This is a genomic window from Actinomadura geliboluensis (genome assembly GCF_005889745.1).
Classification (GTDB): Bacteria; Actinomycetota; Actinomycetes; order Streptosporangiales; family Streptosporangiaceae; genus Spirillospora; species Spirillospora geliboluensis.
Window position 1 is genome coordinate 1 of record NZ_VCKZ01000130.1, and the last position, 20,716, is coordinate 20,716.

18 protein-coding genes and 2 pseudogenes are annotated in these 20,716 nt (G+C 67.3%); 15 read left to right on the forward strand and 5 right to left on the reverse strand.

Going from position 1 to position 20,716, the window contains the following annotated elements; genetic code table 11:
• From ETD96_RS18860 to ETD96_RS47920, 9 genes and pseudogenes are all read left to right on the forward strand, one after another.
• Positions 1-819, forward strand: an 819-nt coding sequence (locus ETD96_RS18860; protein ID WP_138637780.1) for an SDR family NAD(P)-dependent oxidoreductase, incomplete at its 5' end; no start/stop codon positions are given.
• Positions 816-1,643: an enoyl-CoA hydratase-related protein gene (locus tag ETD96_RS18865; RefSeq protein ID WP_138637781.1), complete on the forward strand. Its 828-nt coding sequence runs from the start codon at positions 816-818 to the stop codon at positions 1,641-1,643. The genes ETD96_RS18860 and ETD96_RS18865, both read left to right, overlap by 4 nt.
• Positions 1,644-1,653: 10 nt before the next feature.
• On the forward strand, positions 1,654-2,424 hold the full coding sequence (locus ETD96_RS18870) for an SDR family NAD(P)-dependent oxidoreductase (RefSeq protein ID WP_138637782.1): 771 nt from the start codon (positions 1,654-1,656) through the stop codon (positions 2,422-2,424).
• A 2-nt stretch (positions 2,425-2,426) separates the two neighbouring features.
• Positions 2,427-4,079 (forward strand): CocE/NonD family hydrolase, encoded by a 1,653-nt coding sequence (locus ETD96_RS18875; protein ID WP_138637783.1) that lies wholly within the window; start codon positions 2,427-2,429, stop codon positions 4,077-4,079.
• The gene (locus ETD96_RS18880; RefSeq protein ID WP_138637784.1) at positions 4,076-4,894 is read left to right on the forward strand and encodes an alpha/beta fold hydrolase; all 819 of its coding nucleotides are present in this window, start codon (positions 4,076-4,078) and stop codon (positions 4,892-4,894) included. Before ETD96_RS18875 ends, ETD96_RS18880 begins: the two co-directional genes overlap by 4 nt.
• Position 4,895: 1 nt before the next feature.
• On the forward strand, positions 4,896-5,690 hold the full coding sequence (locus ETD96_RS18885; RefSeq protein WP_171069110.1) for an enoyl-CoA hydratase/isomerase family protein: 795 nt from the start codon (positions 4,896-4,898) through the stop codon (positions 5,688-5,690).
• Positions 5,687-6,439: an SDR family oxidoreductase gene (locus ETD96_RS18890; protein ID WP_138637786.1), complete on the forward strand. Its 753-nt coding sequence runs from the start codon at positions 5,687-5,689 to the stop codon at positions 6,437-6,439. The genes ETD96_RS18885 and ETD96_RS18890 overlap by 4 nt, the downstream gene beginning before the upstream one ends.
• A pseudogene (locus ETD96_RS47915) lies at positions 6,370-6,581 on the forward strand (hypothetical protein); the annotation flags it as partial. The gene ETD96_RS18890 and the pseudogene ETD96_RS47915, both read left to right, overlap by 70 nt.
• On the forward strand, positions 6,516-6,725 hold the full coding sequence (locus tag ETD96_RS47920) for a mycothiol transferase (RefSeq protein WP_338072569.1): 210 nt from the start codon (positions 6,516-6,518) through the stop codon (positions 6,723-6,725). The pseudogene ETD96_RS47915 and the gene ETD96_RS47920, both read left to right, overlap by 66 nt.
• 515 nt (positions 6,726-7,240) lie before the next feature.
• Here ETD96_RS47920 and ETD96_RS18900 read toward each other — a convergent pair.
• From ETD96_RS18900 to ETD96_RS18920, 5 genes and pseudogenes are all read right to left on the reverse strand, one after another.
• Positions 7,241-8,707: a hypothetical protein gene (locus ETD96_RS18900; RefSeq protein ID WP_138637787.1), complete on the reverse strand. Its 1,467-nt coding sequence runs from the start codon at positions 8,705-8,707 to the stop codon at positions 7,241-7,243.
• A gap of 8 nt (positions 8,708-8,715) precedes the next feature.
• Positions 8,716-9,462: a hypothetical protein gene (locus ETD96_RS18905; protein ID WP_138637788.1), complete on the reverse strand. Its 747-nt coding sequence runs from the start codon at positions 9,460-9,462 to the stop codon at positions 8,716-8,718.
• 1,603 nt (positions 9,463-11,065) lie between these two features.
• Complete coding sequence (locus ETD96_RS18910) at positions 11,066-11,404, reverse strand: hypothetical protein (protein WP_138637789.1); 339 nt, start codon at positions 11,402-11,404, stop codon at positions 11,066-11,068.
• 155 nt (positions 11,405-11,559) lie between these two features.
• Positions 11,560-11,838: pseudogene (locus tag ETD96_RS18915) on the reverse strand (STAS domain-containing protein); the annotation flags it as partial.
• Between the two features lie 219 nt (positions 11,839-12,057).
• Complete coding sequence (locus ETD96_RS18920) at positions 12,058-14,625, reverse strand: N-6 DNA methylase (protein ID WP_171069111.1); 2,568 nt, start codon at positions 14,623-14,625, stop codon at positions 12,058-12,060.
• A gap of 1,119 nt (positions 14,626-15,744) precedes the next feature.
• On the opposite strand from ETD96_RS18920, the gene ETD96_RS18925 reads away from it, so the two are divergent.
• The 6 genes from ETD96_RS18925 to ETD96_RS18950 all read left to right on the forward strand — a co-directional run.
• Entirely contained in the window at positions 15,745-16,158 is a 414-nt protein-coding gene (locus tag ETD96_RS18925) for a hypothetical protein (protein ID WP_171069112.1), read from the forward strand.
• Between the two features lie 228 nt (positions 16,159-16,386).
• Positions 16,387-16,926: a hypothetical protein gene (locus tag ETD96_RS18930; RefSeq protein ID WP_138637793.1), complete on the forward strand. Its 540-nt coding sequence runs from the start codon at positions 16,387-16,389 to the stop codon at positions 16,924-16,926.
• A gap of 128 nt (positions 16,927-17,054) precedes the next feature.
• Positions 17,055-17,639, forward strand: coding sequence for an SAF domain-containing protein (locus tag ETD96_RS18935; protein WP_240807852.1), 585 nt, complete (start codon positions 17,055-17,057; stop codon positions 17,637-17,639).
• An 89-nt stretch (positions 17,640-17,728) separates the two neighbouring features.
• On the forward strand, positions 17,729-18,445 hold the full coding sequence (locus ETD96_RS18940; protein WP_138637795.1) for a hypothetical protein: 717 nt from the start codon (positions 17,729-17,731) through the stop codon (positions 18,443-18,445).
• A 134-nt stretch (positions 18,446-18,579) separates the two neighbouring features.
• On the forward strand, positions 18,580-19,818 hold the full coding sequence (locus tag ETD96_RS18945; RefSeq protein WP_171069114.1) for a TadA family conjugal transfer-associated ATPase: 1,239 nt from the start codon (positions 18,580-18,582) through the stop codon (positions 19,816-19,818).
• 5 nt (positions 19,819-19,823) lie between these two features.
• Positions 19,824-20,716, forward strand: an 893-nt coding sequence (locus ETD96_RS18950; protein WP_240807854.1) for a type II secretion system F family protein, incomplete at its 3' end; no start/stop codon positions are given.

The following is a 20,716-nucleotide window of genomic DNA, read 5'->3' on the forward strand; positions in this document are numbered from 1 at the left end:
GGACGGCACCGTCCGGGCCTGGCTGCACGGCAACGCCGAGCGGCTGCTGCACCGGGCCCGTACCGGGACGGCGGCGTGAACGGCCGCCGGGTCCTGGTCACCGGCGCGGCCGGCGGCATCGGCACCTCGCTCGTCGCCGAACTGCTCCTGCACGGCGCGCGGGTGCTGGCGACCGACATCGACGAGGCCGGATGCCGCCGCCTGGAACGCCGCTTCGGCGCCGAGGTCGCGGACGGCCGGCTGCACACCATGCCGCTCGACCTGACCGCGAGCGGTGCGCCGCGGCGGCTCGTCGCCGCCGCCGCCGAGCGGCTCGGCGGCCTCGACGGCCTGGTCAACAACGCGGGCGTCGAGCACCGCGCGCCGCTCGGCGAGCACCGCACCGCCGACTGGACGCGCGTGCTGGAGGTCAACCTGTCGGCGCCGTTCCGGCTGGCCCGCGAGGCGGCCCCCGCCCTCGCCGGGCCGCCGGGCGCCGCCGTCGTCAACGTCTGCTCGATCGCGGTGACCGGGTTCGCGGGGCAGGCCGCCTACGACGCGAGCAAGGGCGGGCTGCTGAGCCTGACCCGGTCCCTCGCCGTCGAGCTGGGGCCGCTCGGCGTCCGCGCGAACGCCGTGTGCCCCGGCTTCATCGACACTCCGATGCTCGATGAGAGCGGGCTCCGCGGGCTGGCCGAGAAGGTCGCCGCGCGGCTGCCGCTCGGCCGCTGCGGGTACCCGGAGGAGGTCGCCGCCGCGGTCGTCTGGCTGCTGGGAACGAGCGCCGGTTACATCACCGGCCAAGCACTGTTCGTCGATGGAGGGATGGTCCGAGCATGACGCAGGGGCAGGAGAGCACGGCGTCCGGAGGCGGCGGGGTCCTGCTGGTCTCGCGGCCGGCGCCGGGGGTCCTGTGGCTGACCATGAACCGCCCGGACCGGCGCAACGCGCTCGACCGCGCGCTCGGCGAGGAGCTGCTGCGCGCGCTGGAGCGCGCCGAGACCGATCCGCAGGCCCGGGTCGTGGTGCTGACCGGCGCGGGCAGCGCGTTCTGCGGCGGGGACGACCTCGGCGCGGTGGACGAGCACCTCGCCGGGGAGCGCAGGCACTCGCCGGTCCTCGGCGACACCGCCGACCCGGTGTACCTGCGGATCGTCGAGGCGATCGTCACGGCGCCGCAGCCGGTCATCGCGGCGGTCAACGGCGCCGCGGCCGGAGCGGGCACCGAGCTCGCCTGCGCCGCCGACCTGCGGATCGCCGCGGACACGGCCCGGATCGGAAGCTGCCTGGTCAACGTGGCGCAGACCGGCACCGCCGTGATGCTGGCCCGCATCGTCGGGACCGCGAAGGCGACGGAGATCTACCTGTCCGGGGGGCTGCTCGACGCCGCCGACGCCGAGCGCCTGGGCATCTACACCCGGGTCGTCCCGCCGGCGGACCTGCGGGACGCGGCGCTCGCCGAGGCCCGGCGCCTCGCGGCCGGCCCGACCCGGGCGATCGGCCTCTACAAGCAGCTGCGCGAGCGGGTCTACGGCCAGCCGCTCGAACAGGCGCTCCGCATCCAGAACACCTTCCACATCCGCAACAACAGGGAAGTGCACGACGCGGTCGAAGGCGCGCGGGCCTTCGTCGAGAAGCGCAGCCCCGAGTTCACCGGCCGCTGAGGAGAAACGCATGACCATGACGGACGGCGACGTCTTCGGCCGCCTCGACGGCCGGGTCGTCCTGATCACCGGCGCGGCGAGCGGCATCGGAGCCGCCTCGATGAGACTCTTCCGGGCCGTGGGCGCGGAGGTCGTCGGCGTGGACCTGACGCCGGGGGAGGGGATCGTCCAGGCGGACGTCTCCGACCCGGCCCAGGTCGCCGAGGTCGTCGAGACGGTGGTCGCCCGGTACGGCCGGCTCGACGTCGTCCACGGCAATGCCGGCGTCAACGTCCCCGGGCGCCCGCACAGCCTCACCGACGCCGACTACCGCACGGTGATGGGGGTGTGCTGCGACGCCAACTTCTACCTGGTGCGCTCCGCCGTCGGGCATATGCGCGCGGACGGCGGCGTGTTCGTGTTCACGTCCTCGATGTGCGGGGTGGCGGCGACGCCGCGTTCCCCCGTCTACAACATGGCCAAGCACGCCCTCATCGGGCTCGCCCAGTCGGTGGCCGTCGACTACGGCGCGCAGGGCATCCGTGCGGTGGCGCTGGTCACCGGCCCGACGCACACCGGGATGGTGGACGAGTTGTGGCCGCCCGGCCCGCTGCGCGACTCCCTCGCCGCGACGACGTCCGCCGGGCGGCTCGCCACCCCCGAGGAGCAGGCCCGCGCCGCCGTGTTCGCGGCGCTGCCCGGCAGTTCGTTCATCACCGGCTGCGCCCTGACCGTGGACGGCGGCGCGACCGCCGGGTGGAACGAGATGGCCCGCACGATGCTCACCCTCAAGGCGGTGTGACGATGGAACTGGGGCGCATCGAAGGCGGCGTCGAGACCCCGATGCGGGACGGCGTGCTGCTGCGCGGCGACCTGCGGCGGCCCCCGTCCCCGGCCCCGGCCGTGATCTTCAGGACGCCGTACGGCCGGCGGCAGATCAGCTCCGACGCCCTGCACCCCCAGCACTGCCTCGCCGGCGGGTTCGCCGCCCTGGTGCAGGACACCCGCGGCCGGTTCGACTCCGGCGGCGAGTGGCAGGCCGTCATGTGGGAGCAGGAGGCCGAGGACACCTTCGACACCGTGGAATGGGCGGCGGCGCAGCCCTGGTGCGACGGCAACGTGTTCCTCGCGGGCACGTTCTACCTCGGCATCGTCGCCTGGCTCGGCGCGGCGCTGCGGCCGCCGCACCTGCGGGGCATCGCCCCGGCCATGACGACCGGCGCCGCGGCCGACGCCCGCGACACCGGCGGCGCGCTCCGGCTCGACCACCTGGTCGGCTGGCTGGCCTACATGGCCGCCGACTGGCTGGGCCGGCAGGGGCCGGACGCCGACCCGGCGCTCGCCGCGAAGGTCGCGGCCCTGATCCACGACCCGGAGCGGGCGATGCGGCGGCTGCCGCTCGCCGGCATGCCGGAACTGGACCTGCCCGGATTCCCGATCCGCATCGGCGACCTGCTGGACGGCCAGGTCCGGGCCCTGCCCGACTGGGACCACGCGGCCGTGGAGGTGCCGGTCCTGTCGGTGACGGGCTGGTACGACGTGTACGCCACCGCGACCGTCCGCGGCCACCTGGAGATGCGGCGGCTGTGCCCGGACCTGCGGCACGAGCTGATCGTCGGACCCTGGGCGCATACCGGTGCCCTGACCCACTTGCAGGGCGAGGTGAACTTCGGCGTCGCGGCCTCGGCGGCCGCCGCCCGGCTCCCCGCCCGGCACCTGGACTTCTTCCGCCGCTGCCTGGACGGGCCGGGCGAATCCGACCCCGTCCTCTACTTCATGATGGGCGCGGACGAATGGCGCACCGCCGAGCGGTGGCCCCCGGCCGACGCCGCCGGCCACGCCCTTTACCTGACCGGCCCCGCGGTCGCCGGCGGAACGCCCGGCAGGCTGACCGCCGTGCCCGACCCGGCGGAACCCGACGGCTACGTCCACGACCCGGCCGACCCGGTCCCGAGCCGCGGCGGGCGCGTCCTGCACCTCGGCCGGCTCGCCCCCGGGCCGCTGGACCTCGGCCGGATCGCCGCGAGACCCGACGTCCTGCTCTACCTCGGCGACGTGCTCGACGAGGACACCGACGTCACCGGCCGGGTCCGGCTGCGGCTCACCTTCGCGACCGACGCCGCGGACGCCGACGTGATGGCCCGCCTGGTGGACCGGCTACCGGACGGACGGCTCCTGCCGGTCTGCGAAGGAGTCGTCCGGCTGAGCCACCGCGACGGCCCGGGCACCACCGTGCCGCGCGGAGAACCCGTCCAGCTGGAGATCGACCTCGGGTACACGGCCCAGCGCTTCCGGGCGGGCCACAGCATCGGCCTGCTGCTGTCCAGCAGCAACTTCCCGCACTTCGACAGCAATCAGGGCGGTGGGGAGCCGGTCGCCACGGCCGGGGCGGGCACACCGTCCAGCCAGAGCGTCCACTACGGCGCGTCGGTGCTCCTCCTGGGCGACGAGCCGTGACGCTGCGGCACCGGACCGTCCAGCGCACCGGCTGCGAGATCCACTACTGGACCGGCGGCTCGGGCGACGGACCCCCGATCGTGTTCACCCACGGCGCCACCCTCGACCACCGCACGTGGGAACCGCAGATCGAGAGGTTCGCCGCCCGCCACCGGATCCTCCTATGGGACGTCCGGGGACACGGCCGCTCCATCCCCAACCGGACCCCCTGGTCCCTGGGCGCGGCCACGGAGGACCTGCTCGCGATCCTCGACGGGGAGGGCATCGAGCGGACCGTCCTCGTCGGCCAGTCGATGGGCGGCAACCTCTCCCAGGAGATCGTCTACCACCACCCCGACAGGGTCTCGGCTCTGGTCGCGCTGGGCTGCGCCGGGAACACCCTGCCGCTGACGCGCCGGGAACGGATCCAGGCCGCGGCGGTCGTCCGCATGCTGCCCTGGTACCCGCGCAAGGCCCTGATCCGCCAGGAGGCCAAGGCGTCCGCCCGGGATCCGCGCGTCCGCGAGTACGTGCTCGACACGGCGAGCCGGATGGCGCACGCGGACATGGTCGCGGTCATGGCGAGCCTGGTCGGCGCCCTCCACCCCGAGCCCGGCTACCGGATCGACGTACCCGAACTGCTGCTGCACGGCGAACACGACCGGCTCGGCAACTTCCGCACCGCCATGCCCGCCTGGGCACGCCGCGATCCGCTGGCGCGGTACCTCGTCGTCCCGGACTCCGCCCACCTGGCCAACCAGGACAACCCCGCCTTCTTCAATGACGCCGTGCTGCGCTTCCTCACCGAGCACGGACTCGACTCACCCAAGGACTGACATGACGATGTGGACCCGGGAGGACGGCGACGGCGTCGCCGTCCTCACCTACCGCAACCCGCCGCGCAACTTCCTCACCTTCGCCGCGCTCGAAGAACTGGACGCGGAGCTCGCCCGGCTGGAGACCGACCCGGACATCGGCGTCGTGATGCTCACCGGCGGCGTCCCCGGCTACTTCATCGCCCACGCGGACCTGGACGAACTCGCCGAACTGTCCCGGGGGCCGGTGCCGCGGGCCAGGATCTGGTACACCGCGATGCGGCGCATCGAGCGCCTCCCGCAGCCCGTGATCGCCGTCATCGACGGCCAGGCGTGGGGCGGCGGCCTCGAACTGTCCCTGGCGTGCACGCTGCGCTGGGCCTCGGCCGGCGCCCACTTCAGCCTTCTGGAGACCGCGCTCGGCATCATCCCCGGCGCGGGCGGCACCCAGCGTCTGGCCAGACTGATCGGCCCCGGCCGGGCCGCCGACGTCGTCCTTTCCGGCGACGTCCTCACCGCCGAGCAGGCCAGGACGGCCGGAATCGTCGAGCGGGTCCTCCCCATCCCCGCCTTCCAGACGGAGGCGCTGCGCCTGGCCCGCCACATGGCGTCCCGTCCCGCCGCCGCGCTCGCCGCGGCGAAACGCGCCCTGGTCGAGGGGACCCGGCTGCCGCTCACCGACGGTCTCCGCCTGGAGGCCGGGCTCTTCGCGGAGCGCCTCGCGAGCCCCGAGTCCTTGGACCTCCAGCGGGACGCGCGGCGCCGCTACGCCGAGGCGGCCGACGGCGACTGCGTCACGTTCGGGGACCGCCGATGAAGACCGCCGCCATCACCGGCGCCGGCCGCGGCATCGGCCGCGCCGCCGCCCTGGCGCTCGCCCGCGACGGCTACGCCGTGGCGGTCGGCTACCACCGGAACGCCGCGTCCGCCAACGGGGTCGTCGATGAGATCCACCGCAACGGCGGGCACGCCGCCGCCTTCGCGCTGGACGTCGCGGACCAGGACCAATGCACGGAGTTCGTGCGCGCCGCGAGCGAACGCCTCGGCCCCGTGCGCGCCGTCATCTCCAACGCCACGGGCTTCGGCGCGACCTCGCCGGCACTGGGAAAGGCCCTCGACACGCCCTGGCACACCTATGAGCAGATGTTCGCCACCCGCGTCGGCTCCCTCCTCGCCCTGGTGGCGGCGGCGCGCCCCCACCTTGCCGACGGGGGCCGCGTCGTCACGACCGTGAGCACCGGAACGAGCCGGCACGTCCCCGGCTACGCCGCGATCGCCGCCGCCATGGCCGCGGCCGAGTCCGTCGTCCGCTACCTCGCGGTGGAACTGGGCCGCGACGGCATCACGGTCAACCTGGTGAGTGGGGGCGTGATCGCCACCGACGCCCTGCGCGACATCAGCCCCGACCCGGAACGCCTCCTGTCCGCCGCCGCCCGCGCCACCCCCCTCGGCCGCGCGGGCACCCCGGAAGACCTCGCCGGCGTCATCTCGTTCCTATGCGGCGACAAGGCCGCCTGGATCACGGGCCGCTCACTCATAGCCGACGGAGGCAACTCCCTCCGCTGACGCCGTGCCCCGCACTCCTCGACGGCCCGGGCACCGACGTCACGGACGCTCGTGAACTCCTCCTCGGCTACCTGGAGTGGTACCGCGAGGCCCTGATGCGGAAGATCTCCGGCCTGCCCGACGCACTGCTCCGCACGCCGGTCGAGCCGCTGGGCTGGTCACCGCTAGGACTGGTCCAGCACCTCGGCCGGCTCGAACGCCGCTGGATGCGCTCCAGGAGTACGCCCGCCACGCCGGCCACCTGGACATAGCCCGAGAGTTGATCGACGGCGAAACAGGCGAGTAACGCCCCTTGGGATGCCCTACCGTCCCCAGAAACACGAAGTGGAGGCCCGAGAGATTCCGGAACCCCCACATGCGCGGTCAGTATGTGTCCGAGGGGTGATCGCAACCAATTGCACATGTCGACCACAATTCCGATCGGCGACGTCTACCGCGTCCCGGTGAGGCCCTAGCCTATAGCAGCCCATGGCAGCGATCCGGGCCCGTGCGCGGGGCAACCCGCGTCCGGGCCCACGCTACCGGAGAGCTGTCCGGCCTGAGTACCAACTGGCTTCAAAGACGCGGGACGGATATTCCGCGAGTACTGAGCCAAGCCTTGCGGGTCGTGGAGACACCTGTGGACGAACCCTCGCTGTGGCGATCCATGCTTCACGGTCGCCCACACTGGACCCTTTGCGCTTGCGTTGGTGTGATCGCCGATCACGACGTGATCGCGGACGGCGTGTCCGTCCTCGGCAGCGGACAACCCCGGGCGTCGTTCCTACGAGGCGGCCCTGGTGGGGACATCAGATCCGATCTTTACCAAGCCCGTCGTTCCTCTGGGCCGTAGGGGCTCCAGCCCTTGAGGTAGGGCTTGAGATCATCTGGGCGCAGCTCCGGATGTTCAGGGCGCGAGGGCAGTGTCCGAAGGGGATCGAGTGAAGCGGCGTAGTCACACGCCCATGACAGCCATTCGCGAGCCTCCCGCATCCCGGGCGTATCCGGTGTCTCGCGGTCGATACGTTGTTCCAGCGCTCGGCAATAGGCGCTAATCTCCTGACTCTCGCGCCACCGGGAGATCTGTTCGCGGAGCGCAGTCGCGTCGTTGGCCTCGTGTGCTTTGCGCCGTGCTTCGGCCATGGCGATTTCCCAGCGCCGTCGTCGTTCGACTCGGGCTCGCTCCTCCTCGACCTCACGGGCGGCATCTTCCACAGCGCGTTGCTCAAGCTCACGCAGGACTTTTTCAAGAATATCCTCGACTTGCCAACGCTTTCGGTCGGCCCACCGACACTGCCGGCCGTTCGAGCGGTACCGCGTGACTTCGACGACCAGACGCTCGACCTTTTCGAGATCGCTGCTTTGTGGGTTCTCCTCTGCGATGGTCACCGCGTAGGAGAATTTCCCGATTGCGATGCGTATCGCGCCGTCACGGCGAGAATACCTGCTCGGATAGTGCTTTCCCAGGTACGTGTAGGGTCGGCTCCTGTGATGCTCGGGCACAGGCTCGTCGTGCACGACGTGGCCACGCCGTTCGGCCTCGGCTGCCAGTGCCTGGAGGATGAGCAAGCAGCGTCGCCTGCGGGGGCGTGGCATGACGAGGCGTTGCTCATCATCGCGGAGGCGGGCAACCACCGGATGCAGGGCCCGAAGCTGCGAGGGCACCGGAATGCTCGGAGCATCGTCACTCGCATTGACGCGCTTGTTCGGAGGATCGCCGGTGAGGAGCTCGATGACGAGGTTTCCGTTCCACTCCTTCCGCTTTTCGATCCATCGACCGGGCGGCTCGAGCTTGTGCCGCTTGGCGTAGTTGATTGTGCGGCGCCACTGGCCGACGGTCTCCTCGTCCGGCTTTTCGATGATGATGCGCTGCTCAGAAGTCAGGCGCTCGACCAGGGCCGTGGCCGCCGCATGGCGCTTCTCCGAGACCAACGTCTGGGGCTGCGTCCGGTTCTTTCCCGAATAGTCTTGCGCGGCCGCTGCTCCTGGCGCCTGGGCGCGTGGACGAGACGACGGCCCTTTCTCCTCAGCCGTTGAGTGATCGCGCCTGCGGTCGGGGTGGTCGGGGTGGTCGGGGTGTTGACCATGCTCGAGGTAGAACCGTCCGGCCTCGGTGATGGATGCCTGCCACCTGCCAACGCGACGGCTGACATCGACGAGTCCGCGGCTCTGCAAGGCCCGAGCCGAGGTGCGTAGAGCGACTTCTTCCGGCCGGCTCAGGTCATTCCCTTCGCCGATCCGGCGCAAGACGTCCAGTTGGCGCTCGTTGAGCGGATCCCACCGATGCATCCATCAGCTCACTCATCTGCAGCCGAGCCGGGGGCCCTAAGCTGTGCGCCGAGTTCCTCGATCCGTCGTTGTGTCTTCGTGATCGCCTTGTTCTGCCGCTCCAGCTTCGCCTCCGCGGCTTGGAGCTCTTCGACCAGTCGTGCCGTTCGCACACGCCCCTCAGCGTCGTCCGTGGGCCCGATGCGATGGGCTTGGACGACACCTCGGCGAGCGCTGCAGGTGGGACAGTCGACGACCCGCCGGGAGTAGTAGTCGTGGTCGCGGTGCTGCGTAACGCGAACCATGTGATCGCAGGTCAGCGTGAGATCCCAGTCATCGAGATCCCGTTTCCGCACCTCCGACTTGACGGACGCGAAAATTCTGCTGATATGTTCGATCTGCCTGTGGCTCAAGGGATGTGGTGGGCAGCAATATCCGCAGTGCAAGGTGCGTGATCCCTGGATGCTCCATCGATGGGAACGGCATTCACTGTGACGCTCGAGGTAACGCGCTTCCTCCCGATCATGTTCTTCGCGCTGTTCCGGCGTCATCTGCGCCAGCGCAAGACGGTCGCCACGTTGATCCAGGAGGGGCTCGCCACAGCCCCGACAAGGCTCGCCTGCTTCGAACTCCTCACGGCTTAGATAAGCGCCGTCGCGTACCCACTTCTGTCGCCGTTCTTCCCGTCGGCGATCTTCCTGCTCGGCGGCGAGAGCCTCACGCCGCGCGCGCATCAACGCCCGACGTTCACGTTCTTCCTCGGTCAGCTTTGCCACAGGGGACTCCCGGAGCCGGTCTCTCACCTTCAGGTTAAAGCCAACTTAGCCACCAGCGGACGCTTTCCAGAAATCCGCACGCCGACGCTGGCAGGTGTTAGAGGAGATACTCACCTTTTCCTGGATATAGGTCACAAGAGTTTTCAATCGGTCAAATCGAATGTTTCAGACACCGGTCCAGACCAACTGCCCGCATGCCGGCTCTGCGATGAACGCGGGCAGAAATTCGCCGCGCGTGTCCAAGATCGGGGTGGGCGGGGTCAGTTACTTAGTGAGACAGGGGACCGGGCGACCATCACGGGTCACCCGACATGACCAGCACCAACAAGCCGAACCCGACGCCCGCCAGCGGTGCGCGGCAGCTTAGCGTCTGGCTCTGCCCGGACGACACCACTAACCAGCCCGCCCACGACGCGCAGCCCGCCAAGGCCGCCCACCGAGCGCCACGGCCTCGAACCTGTGAACGGCATCTGGGCACGATCAGTTCCGGGCTCACGCGCCACCTCATCACCACCGCCACCGGTGAAGGCGACGTGATAGCCGAGGTGTTCATCACCAACTCCGCCACCCTGCGCGCCGCGGCCGAACTCCACCGGCGCGCCGTGGCTTGCGGCCCGCACCTCCCACTCGCCCAGCACATCGGCGCTCAGCTACGCGCCCCACCTGCCGCACGAGCACCTCGGACGAGTCGCGATACGGCACTGCCGCGCCGACCAGATGCACCTCGGTATCGCCGACCACTCCGGACAGGTCGTGCTGGTCATCGCGGCCACGCCCACGGTCGGCAGGCGCCGTCTTCAATCAGCGTGGTCACCAGTCCCCGTCGCCGCAGCGCGTACACGGTGTGTGCTAGGTCGTGATCTCGGCGGGGCACTGGGTTGGTGCCGGTGTCGATGCGCCGTAGAACATCCAGTTGCCGATCGTTGAGCTTCGTCCAACGGTGCATCTCGCTAGACCTGTCCACGAAGGCTTTGCCGCAACGTGTTCGCGAATCGTTCGGTCTTGGTCGTGATCGTTGACGTGATACTGCAGGTCGCATCTCGCACCTGAGTACGGGCCAACCGTCGTGGTGTGATCGCTGTGGGAAGAGAGGGGGATCAGGAGTCGTCGGGGACGTGGTCTGAGTCCGGAATGCCGATCGCATGTGCGTTGTCGTCGAAAACACGGGGTGTTCGCGCCCCTTTCCCGGCCAGGCCCTGTGGCCGAGGCGGGACAGAAGCCAGCCGCCCGCGGCGCCGCAGCGGGCGTCGGCGCCGCCCTGGAGGCGCATGCGTTGGAGTCGGGCACCTCGTAGAAGGTTCTCGGAGGTGCTCAGGTCCCCGGTGTAAAGGGGGGGCAGCTTGTGGCTTAGGCGGGGGGGATTGCCGTCTGCTTTCACTCGCCTTGGGTCCGCGTGGGTGGGGGCGGATGGCGATGATGCGTGCGCACGCGTTGTCTGACGGGGCGGTTGTGCGCCGGTCTTCGGAGAGTTGGACCAGGCAGGCGGCGGTGTCGGCGAACAGCAGCAGCTGACGGGCGGTGGAGGGGCTGAACGGCTCGGCGTTGGACCGTGCGAGGACGGCGAGGACTCCGTGGGTGGCCTCGCTGTTGTCCAGCGGCAGGATCAGGATCGGTCCGGCTGGCAGGGCGCTGAGCGTCTGATCGGTGACGATTCGCGCCGACAGGGCCCGTGGGAGGTGAATGCCTGGCCGAGCATCGACCGCCCGCGCCGGACCGTCAGCCCGCGTATCCGGTCGCTGCCGATGCTGACCGCGACATCGATCCGCAGGCTGTGGGCCTCTTCGGCGGGCAGGGCGATGGATGCCAGCGGAACGCCTGCCATGGAGCGGGCCCGCTCGGTCACGAGCTTCAGCAGGCTGAGCAGGGTGGTCTCGTTCAGGACCGCCGCCATCAGGTCGAAGGAGGCGGCCAGCCGCCGCCAGTCGGTCGCGCCTCGGGTCATGTCGGAAGGCCCCAGACGGTCGCCGGTAGGTCATCGCCGGTCATGTCGTCATCACGCTCTCTTCGTTAGCCGGGCGGTGGCCGGGCCCGGATGCCCCGGGCCACAGGTCCGCACCGGCCGGGCCCGGTCCCGTGCGTGCGAGGTTCTTTGCGCCGTCAGGCCGCGGTCGATCGGATGTCCGGACTGGTGTTCTGGGCGCCGGTGGCAGAGGAAGCGGAGATGAACACGCGATGCAGTCGGGTGGCCCGTAGCAGATCGGCCGGCTGTGGGCGGGGGCGGGCGTGGGTCAGGATGGTGCCGGTCGCCGCGGCCTGGTGGTGGGCGCCGGCGAGCATCGCCAGGCCGGACGCGTCGCAGAACGTCACGTCCGACAGGCTGATGATCACGTACGCGCCTGAGTCCCGCAGCGTGGCGTACAGGCGTTCCAGCAGGTACGGGGTGGAGTGCGAGTGACCCGATTGCTGATCGCAAACTTAGGCATTGACCGCTGGAAGGGGCATTGTTTCCTTGCCACTGTGTCAAGCGTGGGTCCGCGCGGCGGTACGGAGATGGTGGCGAAGTGCGTTCGAATTTTCGAACGGACGCACCTTCCGATCGACCATGTAGCACACGAGGTCAGGGATATGCGACTGTGGATTAGACGCCGCGATCACCTACTGGTTTAGGACACCAAACCCATACTCGACGTCGGAATCATCCAGGTCGCTACCCTCAATGGGGGCTACTCGCTGGATAGCGGACCAAGACAGCCCTGCCGCCTCTCGCCTCAGAATGATCGCCTTTCTTACCGTGTCAGTGATTTCCAGCCTAAGCTCACGATCCTTAGGGAGTGGCAGAACTAGTTCGCGCCACCTACCGCCAAGCGTATCGATGATGTCTTGCGTGAATCGCTTGGCGTAGATTTGTTGTTTAACTATCGGCGATGAGAGTAGAGCCAACAGCAAGTGCGGGTCGAGACGATCTCTATCGAGAACCTTGAATTTGAGTATGTGTGACTGGTAGACGATCTTCCAGTCAAGGTCGGTGACGATGGCGCAGGTACCTACGAGGTACGTGCCGTCACGAACCATTAGAATATCGCCCGGCTCGACATTCTGCCGTTTAGCTAGTGTGTCGTAGAGGGCCTGACTCAAGCCATGCTTGGGGTCGCCCTTTACTTGCCAGTTCGCTATATCGCTCGTGCGAATGAACGGAATAGATCCGCCCCCATAAGCGAGCTTCCCAACTTCGTCGCCTGTATCGACCTGGATAACGCCCTGTTCTTCGAGATCGCCGAGGTTAATCAGTTCGTGAGTCGACGCCAAAGACTCGATCGATGCTGACAGTTCTGGGTTGTAGTACTTGGGAAGATAGATCATGTCTCGAATCTGCTTGGACGAGACGATGAAGCCCAGATGGTTGAAGTCTAGTTCTTCCCCAGTCTTGTACCTCTGCCAGCGTGCTTTGATCTTTGGAATATCGTCGTGAGGGATGGCGTGACCCCGTGAGTCATGCCCGCACCATCTAGCAATCGCCATAAAGATATCGTAATCCTCATCTGGCGCAGCGGCGCCTTTCTCGATGAGAACGACGCAGGTCTTGGCATGGGTATGAGGCTGAAAAAGGTTCTCGTGGACGGAAACAACTGCCCTGATGCGTGCACGAGTAAGTATGTACTGCACGATGTAGCGATGAGATGGGTTGCAAAGCATTGACTCGGGAAGGACGATGCCGAGTCGACCGCCATCTGCCAGCAGATCAAGGCATCGTTCAATGAAAAGAATCTGTGGGGTTTGGCCATCGAGCAGCCTGTCGGTCTGCTCAAAGTCTGCGGACCTGCGAGACTTCTTCCACTTTCGCCCAAGTGTGTATTGCGACAAGATGGACTCTTCGGTGATCTTGAGCTTTTTGCCGAAGGGTGGATTTGTCATAATGACATCGAATCCGCCCATCGGGACCTCTTGTCGGGTCTTGGGGCTCCAATCTGTGAGCCGCGCAAGGCTGTTTTCGCAGTAAACGCCTCCACGCCCGTCACCGAGCAACGCCATGTATGCCTTAGCTACCCTTGAGAGGAACTCGTCTTTATCTATCCCCCGGAGCTGCTTTATCGCCACCTTCTGTCGCTCTGACTCGCGCTCGGACTCTGGCCAGTCCAATTCATATGCCTGCTTGTCTACCTTGGCCCAGAGGCCTCTTAGGCCTTCGACAAGAAACCCCCCTGACCCGCAGGCTGGGTCAAGAACTGTGTCAGTCACCTTGAGGCGAACCAGTTCGCGTACGAGTGAGGTGACGTTTCGAGGGGTGAAGAATTGCCCCTGACCACCCTTGAGAGAGGGGCCGATGAAGATTTCGAAGGCGTCGGCAATGATGTCACGTTGACATTCGATCAGACAATATTGCTGCAGTTCGCCAACTACGTAAGCGATCGACCGGTCGTCGAGGCTTATCTTGTCGCCGCTTCCGAAGACATCGGAGTATTGGCGAACAACTTTATTGAAACGGTCCTTCACTCGAGCCGCTACGTCCTTCACAGGCTCATCTACACCCGCGCGGAACGAGACGATGGAGTCGCGACGCGTGAACCGTTCGTCATAGATCTTGCAAAAGATAAGATCCATGATCTGCTGCGCCAAAGCCTCATCACGAGTCATGCCAACAGCGTTTGCGGCAAGATAGTTCCTAATGGACCGAAAGACGGCCTTGAGGTTGTGAGTTGGCTTGAGGTCCTCCCTTTTGAACTGACCGATGTCATCTACGCGCTGGCCAAAGCGGGGGATGTTGGGTATCTCGGCAAAGGTGATGCGGCCTTTGCTTTCGTACTTCCTAAGGAAGAGGCGCTCATTGCCATTGAACCATACGCCCAACTCTGCGCGGGACATGCGCATATAGTCTTCGAGTTGTGTGCGTCCGTCTTTGCGTCCCGGCTTCTTGCACTCAACAACGATATATAGATTGTCGTCTGTGTGTTGGGGTCCCTTGAAGACTGCCAAGTCCACTGGGTACGTCTTAGTCGTGTCCGATGGGCGAGCCTTAACGTGCCACTGTGGCCTGGAGTGAATGTGCTCCTTTGGATACCCATAGTCTTCAACTAGCTGTTTTGCAAAGGGCTGAACTGCAAGCAATTCTTCAGATTTGGCTTGAACTGGCGTGCCTGAAATGAAGTCGATTATGCGGCCATCGGGAGCTTCCGCATCGCTCGGTAGAGCTTCGGTCGCACTGGGGTTAGGGGTGTTGGTGCTCATGTTGTCAAGCCCCCTCGGTTCATGCCCACCTCCGAGTGGAGGCTGGGACGCTCGCTTGGCAGCGAGTAGCTTATCCATGTTTCAGCCCCGTCGACGCGCGAAGACGCACAGACAGGCGACTGACTGCTGGAGAGCACTGCCGTTGCCGCGGGGCCGCTCGCCAACCGCGTCACCCGCGTTGGCCGTCTGGTCGTTGACGTGTACTGCCCCGCTCGCGTGCTCCTCGTGCGCCATGCAGTTGAGGACCTTGAAGTAGGCACCGTCTGTCTCATCCTAGGGACGAGGAGCTCGGGCGCCCCGGTGGCGGTAGGTCAGCACGTGCAGCGTCCGGGGCGTAGACAGTTGCGATCGTTTTGATGGTGGACCACTGCGCGGCTGCGGCCACTTCTGGTATCTAGGCGCGTACGGAAGACCTCGCCGGCCACCCGCCGCCTTCAATAGCCGGTAGCTCGAGGTGTACAGGCTAGCCGCTACTTTTGCGGTGATTTCGGCAGAGTGAAGCACTTGCTGCCTTGCTGGTGGTGCGCAGTGAGGACCACGGAGGTCGGAAATGAAGGAGTCTTCCGGACTTCGGCGTTAGGAAAAGACGTGCCTGCCGGGCATCTGTCGGGTTTTATGGCACTCTGTCGCGGCTGCGAAGGGTTGGTCTGTAGCCGCCGCGACATGCGGGGTCGTTTCGACCGAGGTGAGCGCGTGTAGAAAGATTGTCTGATTCCGGTCTGCCGGATGGCACGTCGCGCCGGCCCGGCCCGACTCGGTGGTGTCATCACAGCTTAAGTTGCGGAGGGGCTAAGGACGTGCAGGTGGAAGAATGTGCGGTCTGGCTGAGATTGGTCGACTCTGGGTTGCGAAGAGATTTACCTTGTTCGCGTCGCTTCTAGTAGTCGTAGTGCGCAATCTCCGTCTAGGATCGCTCGACGTCACAACAGCGCCGGAGTTATGGCGGATGCTGCAGGGAGCAAACGATCAAGCTTGGGGAGGGGAGACTTGCCGAAGAGGTGTCGATGGGTAGTGACACGCACCTACTGGCTTGGTATCGCGGGTGCGTTGCTCTGCTCGGCCTGCGGTGGTGCTCCGAAAGCTGTTGCCTTGCCCTCGTCGACGGATTCTGTTAGTCCAATGCCCTCGTCGACCGTATCGGAAGAGGATGTCGTGGCGTCCGCTTACGTAGAGTTTGTCGCGATGCTCGACCGCGCGGACTCTCTTCCAGTTGAGTCGCGTAAGCGGGACCTCGCTACGGTCATGGTTGACCCCCAGCTTTCGCGTGTGCTGCGACGTATCGAAGAGATGAAGAGGAAGCACATTGCGACTTACGGCCAGGTCGCCGTTCGCATAAAGAGTGTTCAGCTGACTGCGAGTGGTGCCACGGTGTTTGACTGTCAGGACTCCAGTGGCGCTGGAATTCTACACTCGATCACAGGTAAGAAGATCAACCGGGGGGTTCGGGAGGGAAACACCAAGGCGCTGTTGGTGAAGGGAGTTGATGGGCAGTGGCGAGTCAGAAAATCCATCACGATCGGTGAAGGGTGCTGACGGGTGGAAGTCGTTGCGCCCATGCTTGGAGTCAGTCTTCTTGTTTCCTCTTCCGTTACGGTGCCGCCCCTGCGAGATCCACTGCCACCGGACGCGAACTTGTACAGCTACAATTTCGGCGCCCAGGATGGTGGGCGGTCGGCAGGTGGCGGGCGAGCTTCTGCCGCTGCACCCAGAGGGAACTACGCGGACGTTCCGCAGGAGCCGGGGCCGCGTGATTGCCAAGCATTGACCGAGTACGTGCAGGTGGTCTGCTCGGAATTGAGTGAGAGCGGCAAGGCGTCCAAGGTCTCTTCGGCCGAGCTGGCGTTGACCAAGTGGACGCGTATGCCGATTCCGGTTCCGGTGGTGCGGACGGCGCCGCCGCGCCGGAAGGGCGGACTAGTGGGACTGCCGGAGTGGTTCTGGGTGACCAACTGGCATCCCCTGAGCGGTCGCGTGTCGGCTCGGAACGTGTGGGTTGAGGTGACTGCTCGTCCGCAGAGCATGACGATCGCCCCGGGACCCGGCGAGCCGGTCGTCCGCTGCTCGGGGTCCGGTACGGCTTATGACAAAACACGGCCAGCCGCGTCGCAGCGCACCGATTGCTCCTACACCTTTGCGCGGTCTTCGCTGCATGAGCCCGGTCAGGTTTATCGGGTGCGAGTGACCGTGCTGTGGGGCGGCACGTGGCGCGCTTCTGACGGATCCGGTGGTGCGCTTCCGCCGCTGAGCCGGTCCACGACCTTCCGGTTGCGGGTGGCTGAGGCGCAGGCCCTTTACGGATGAGGATAGGCATGAAGTCGAGTGGCCGAGTGTTGCCGGGGCCCATCGCTGCCAAAAACGTGGGCGGTGCGGGTGCGGCGCCGTCCAAGCGACTGGCGCGGCAGCGTCGTCCAGGGGTGATCGTGGCGGCGATGCTGTTGTTGGTGCTGGCTGTGGCGACCAACGTGTACCTGTTTCGCTCCTCGGACGACCGAGTCTCGGTCGTCAGGGTGGCGCGTGACGTCGCGGTCGGACACAAGATCACCCAGGCCGATCTCGACAAGGCTCGGGTCCCGGTGGTACCGGGCGTGATGGTGATCCCAGGCCGTCAACTCGAGCAGGTCGTCGGGCAGCGGGCCGCCGTGGCGCTGCGGAAGGGGACGCTCCTGGCGGCATCGCAGCTGACGGCGGAACAGAGCCCTCCGGCGGGACGGGCACTGGTCACCGTGCCGTTGAAGGCGAGCGCGATGCCGCCCGGGCTGGCTCCCGGCTGGAGTGTCCGGGTGGTGTTCACCTTCGGCAATCAGGGACAGGAGTCCGTGGCCGGCGCTTCGCAGAGTCGCGCGCAGACCACCGCCCTGCGGGACGTCGCCGCGGTGGTCGATGGAGTGGACGGACCAGACGCCGAGGGCGCGATGGCGGTGTCCTTGATCGTGCCCGATGACGACAGCAGCGCCGTGGCGCGGCAGGCGGCCGCCGGGATGGTCGTTCTCGTGGTGACGGAGAGGCGGGGTTGACCGTGGCTCTGCATTGCGTGATCTCGCCGGGAGGATCTCCGGGCGTCACGACTACAGCGTTGGGGCTGGCCATGACATGGCCGGGGGAGGTGCTGCTGGCCGAGTGCGATCCCATGGGGCGCCGTGTACTGCCGGGCTTCATGGCGGACCGGCTCCGCGAGTCGGCCGGTCCCGGGCTGCTTGGATTGGCGATGGCCGCCGAGTCCGGTCCGAACCTCCGGCTTCCGCTGGAGGACTATGTGATTCCCATGCCGGGTGCGGATTCCGGGAAGGTGCTGCATGGTGTCCGCGATCCTCGGCACGGCGTGCGCCTGGAGCCGTTGTGGGGCCGCCTGGCCGAGGCGTTTGCCTCGCGGCCAGACGATGTGATCGCGGATCTCGGGCGCATCGGAGGCCGGGACACGCCGGATGCCTTGCTGCGGGCGGCGCAGACCGTGGTCATGGTGTTGAAGCCGACGTTGACGCAGGTCGATGTCGCCGGTCCACGACTCGATGCTCTGAGGGATCTGGTGGGCGATCGCGCGATGATCGGGCTGTGTCTGCTCGTGGATGGGCCCTACAGCGCGGCGGAGGTCGAGCGCGTCCTTGAGACGCCAGTGCTGGCTGAACTGCCGTGCTCACCTACCGATGCCCAAGTCCTCTCGGACGGCGCTCGGCCCCGCAGGACCTTCAAGACGTCGCTGCTCCTGCGGTCCTTCAAATGCCTCGGTCGGCGCCTCCGCGCGACCACCGAGTCATTGTCGACGGACATCGGAGGCGAGCGCGGCGCGGTTCGTGCCGGTGCCGGTGCTCGGGGCGACCGGTGAGCGCGTCCGGCTGGGCGTTCGCCAGGCCGCAAGGAGTCCGCTACGCCGGCCCCACACCCGCTGGAACAGCCTCGCCAGATGAGGCGGACGACGCGAACGTGTGGACGGCGGTCCGAGAGGTGTCCGCGCAGCTCGTGGACGTCCTGACCGATGGCATCGACCGGATACGGGCCCGACAGCTGATCGACGCGCAGGTCCAGGCGTGGGCGCATGGGCTGCTGACGTCCGGACGGGTGATGTCAGCGGAGGCGCTGCGCGAAATCGCTCGGCTGGTCTTCGACCGCAGGTTCGGGCTCGGCCCGTTGCAGCCATACCTGGACCGTTCCGACGTCGAGAACATCGTCGTCAACGGCTGTCGACAGACCTGGATTAGCTACACCGACGGCACCAAGCGACCAGGACCACCGGTCGCCGAAACCGATGACGACCTCATCGAGTGGGTTCAATTGCTGGCGCGCCGCGGGAACACCGGCCGCGAGTTCTCCCACGCCTCGCCGCTGCTGGACGCCGCGCTGTCTGACGGCGTCCGGCTGGCCGTAGTGGGCTGGGTGTCCAGGCGCCCGCATCTGGCGATCCGGGTGCACCGGCTGGTCGATGTCACCTTGCGGCAGCTCACCGAAATCGGCACCCTGACCGAGCCACTGGAAGCGTTCCTGAAAGCGGCGATCCGGGCCCGGCGCAACGTCATCGTGTGCGGGGAGGTCAACACCGGCAAGACGACGCTGGTGCGCGCGTTGGCCAACGAGATTCCGCCTGAGGAGCGGGTCATCACGTTGGAGAGCGACTTCGAGCTGTTCCTGGACGACCCGCGCCTGGCGCACCGCCATCATGACGTCGTCGCCATGGAGGCTCGGCAGGCCAACGCCGAGGGCGCGGGCGAGGTCCGCTTGCAGGACCTGGTGCCGGCGTGTCTGCGTCTGAATCCCGACCGGGTGATCGTGGGGGAGGCGCGGCACGGGGAGCTGGCGCCGATGCTGGAGGTGATGTACTCCGGGGCGCGCGGCTCAATGTGCACACTGCACGTCCACCGGCCGGAACACGTGTTCAGCCGCGTTGTCCAACTCGGCCGCCGTGCCGACCTCGGCCTCGGGGCCGATGACGTGCACCTGATGTTCGGGCTGGCCGAACCCGTGATCGTCTACCTGGAGCGGGACCAGGCGAGCAACGAACGGTTCGTTTCACAGGTGATGGAGATCGGGCCACCGGCGGACGCGGTCGAACCGACGCGCAACCTGATCTTCACCCCTGGGCCTGACGGCCGAGCCACCCCGGCGGGTGGGCACATCAGCGCCGCCCTGTTCGATGAACTCGTGGCGCAGGGCCTTGATCCCGAGATGCTCAAGGCCGGTCCGGACGTGGGGGGCTGGCTGTGACGAGCATGCTCGCCGCCCTGGCTGGCCTGTGCGCAGCCGGAGCTGTCCTCACGATCGTGGTTGGACTTCGGGCGCCCGAGCCTGCGGAACGGCGAGTGCGCCCGCCGTCGCGGTTGCAGATGGTTCTGCGCTCGCCGGCCTGGCCAGGACGCCGTAACCGGTTGCTCGCCGGTGCCGTGGCGGCCCTCGTGTTGTTCCTGCTGTCCGGCTGGCCGGTCGCCGCCCTCGCGATGGGTGCCGGGGCGTACGCGGTTCCGCCGATGCTGTCGGGACGGGCATCGCAACGCCGGATCGCGCGCCTGGAGGCACTGGCGCAATGGTCCCGCCGACTGGCCGAGATGATGGGCGCCAGTCGCGGCCTGGAACAAGCTCTGGTTGACAGCGCCCGCATCGCGCCCGAGGCGATCCGCGCACCGGTGTCCGTCCTGGCGGAACGGCTGAACAACCACGCCAACACCGAGCAGGCGCTCCGGGTGTTCGCCGAGGAGCTGGACGACCCGATCGGGGATCTGATCGCGTGTGCGCTGGTGCTGGCCTCACGTCGGCGCGGTCCCGGGACGCGGGAGGCGTTGCGCCTGCTGGCCGACGCGGTGGAACACGAGGTTCTCGTCCGCCGGGACGTCGAGGCTGAGCGAGCGGGGCTGCGTACGACGCTGATCGTCATCGTTGCGTCCGTCGTCGCCTTGAGCGCGTTGTTCGCCTCGTCTCAGACGTTCGCCGCGCCCTACGGCACCGCCCTCGGGCAGACGGTCATGGCCGTGGTCGCCGCGATCTACACGGCGGGGCTCTGGTGGATGCGGCGGCTGGCTGTGTTGTCGACCGGCACCCGTTTCCTGCACAAAGACGGTGGGTTCGCGAAAGCTGAAGGGTCGATCGGCTCGAACCCGAGGGTGGGTGG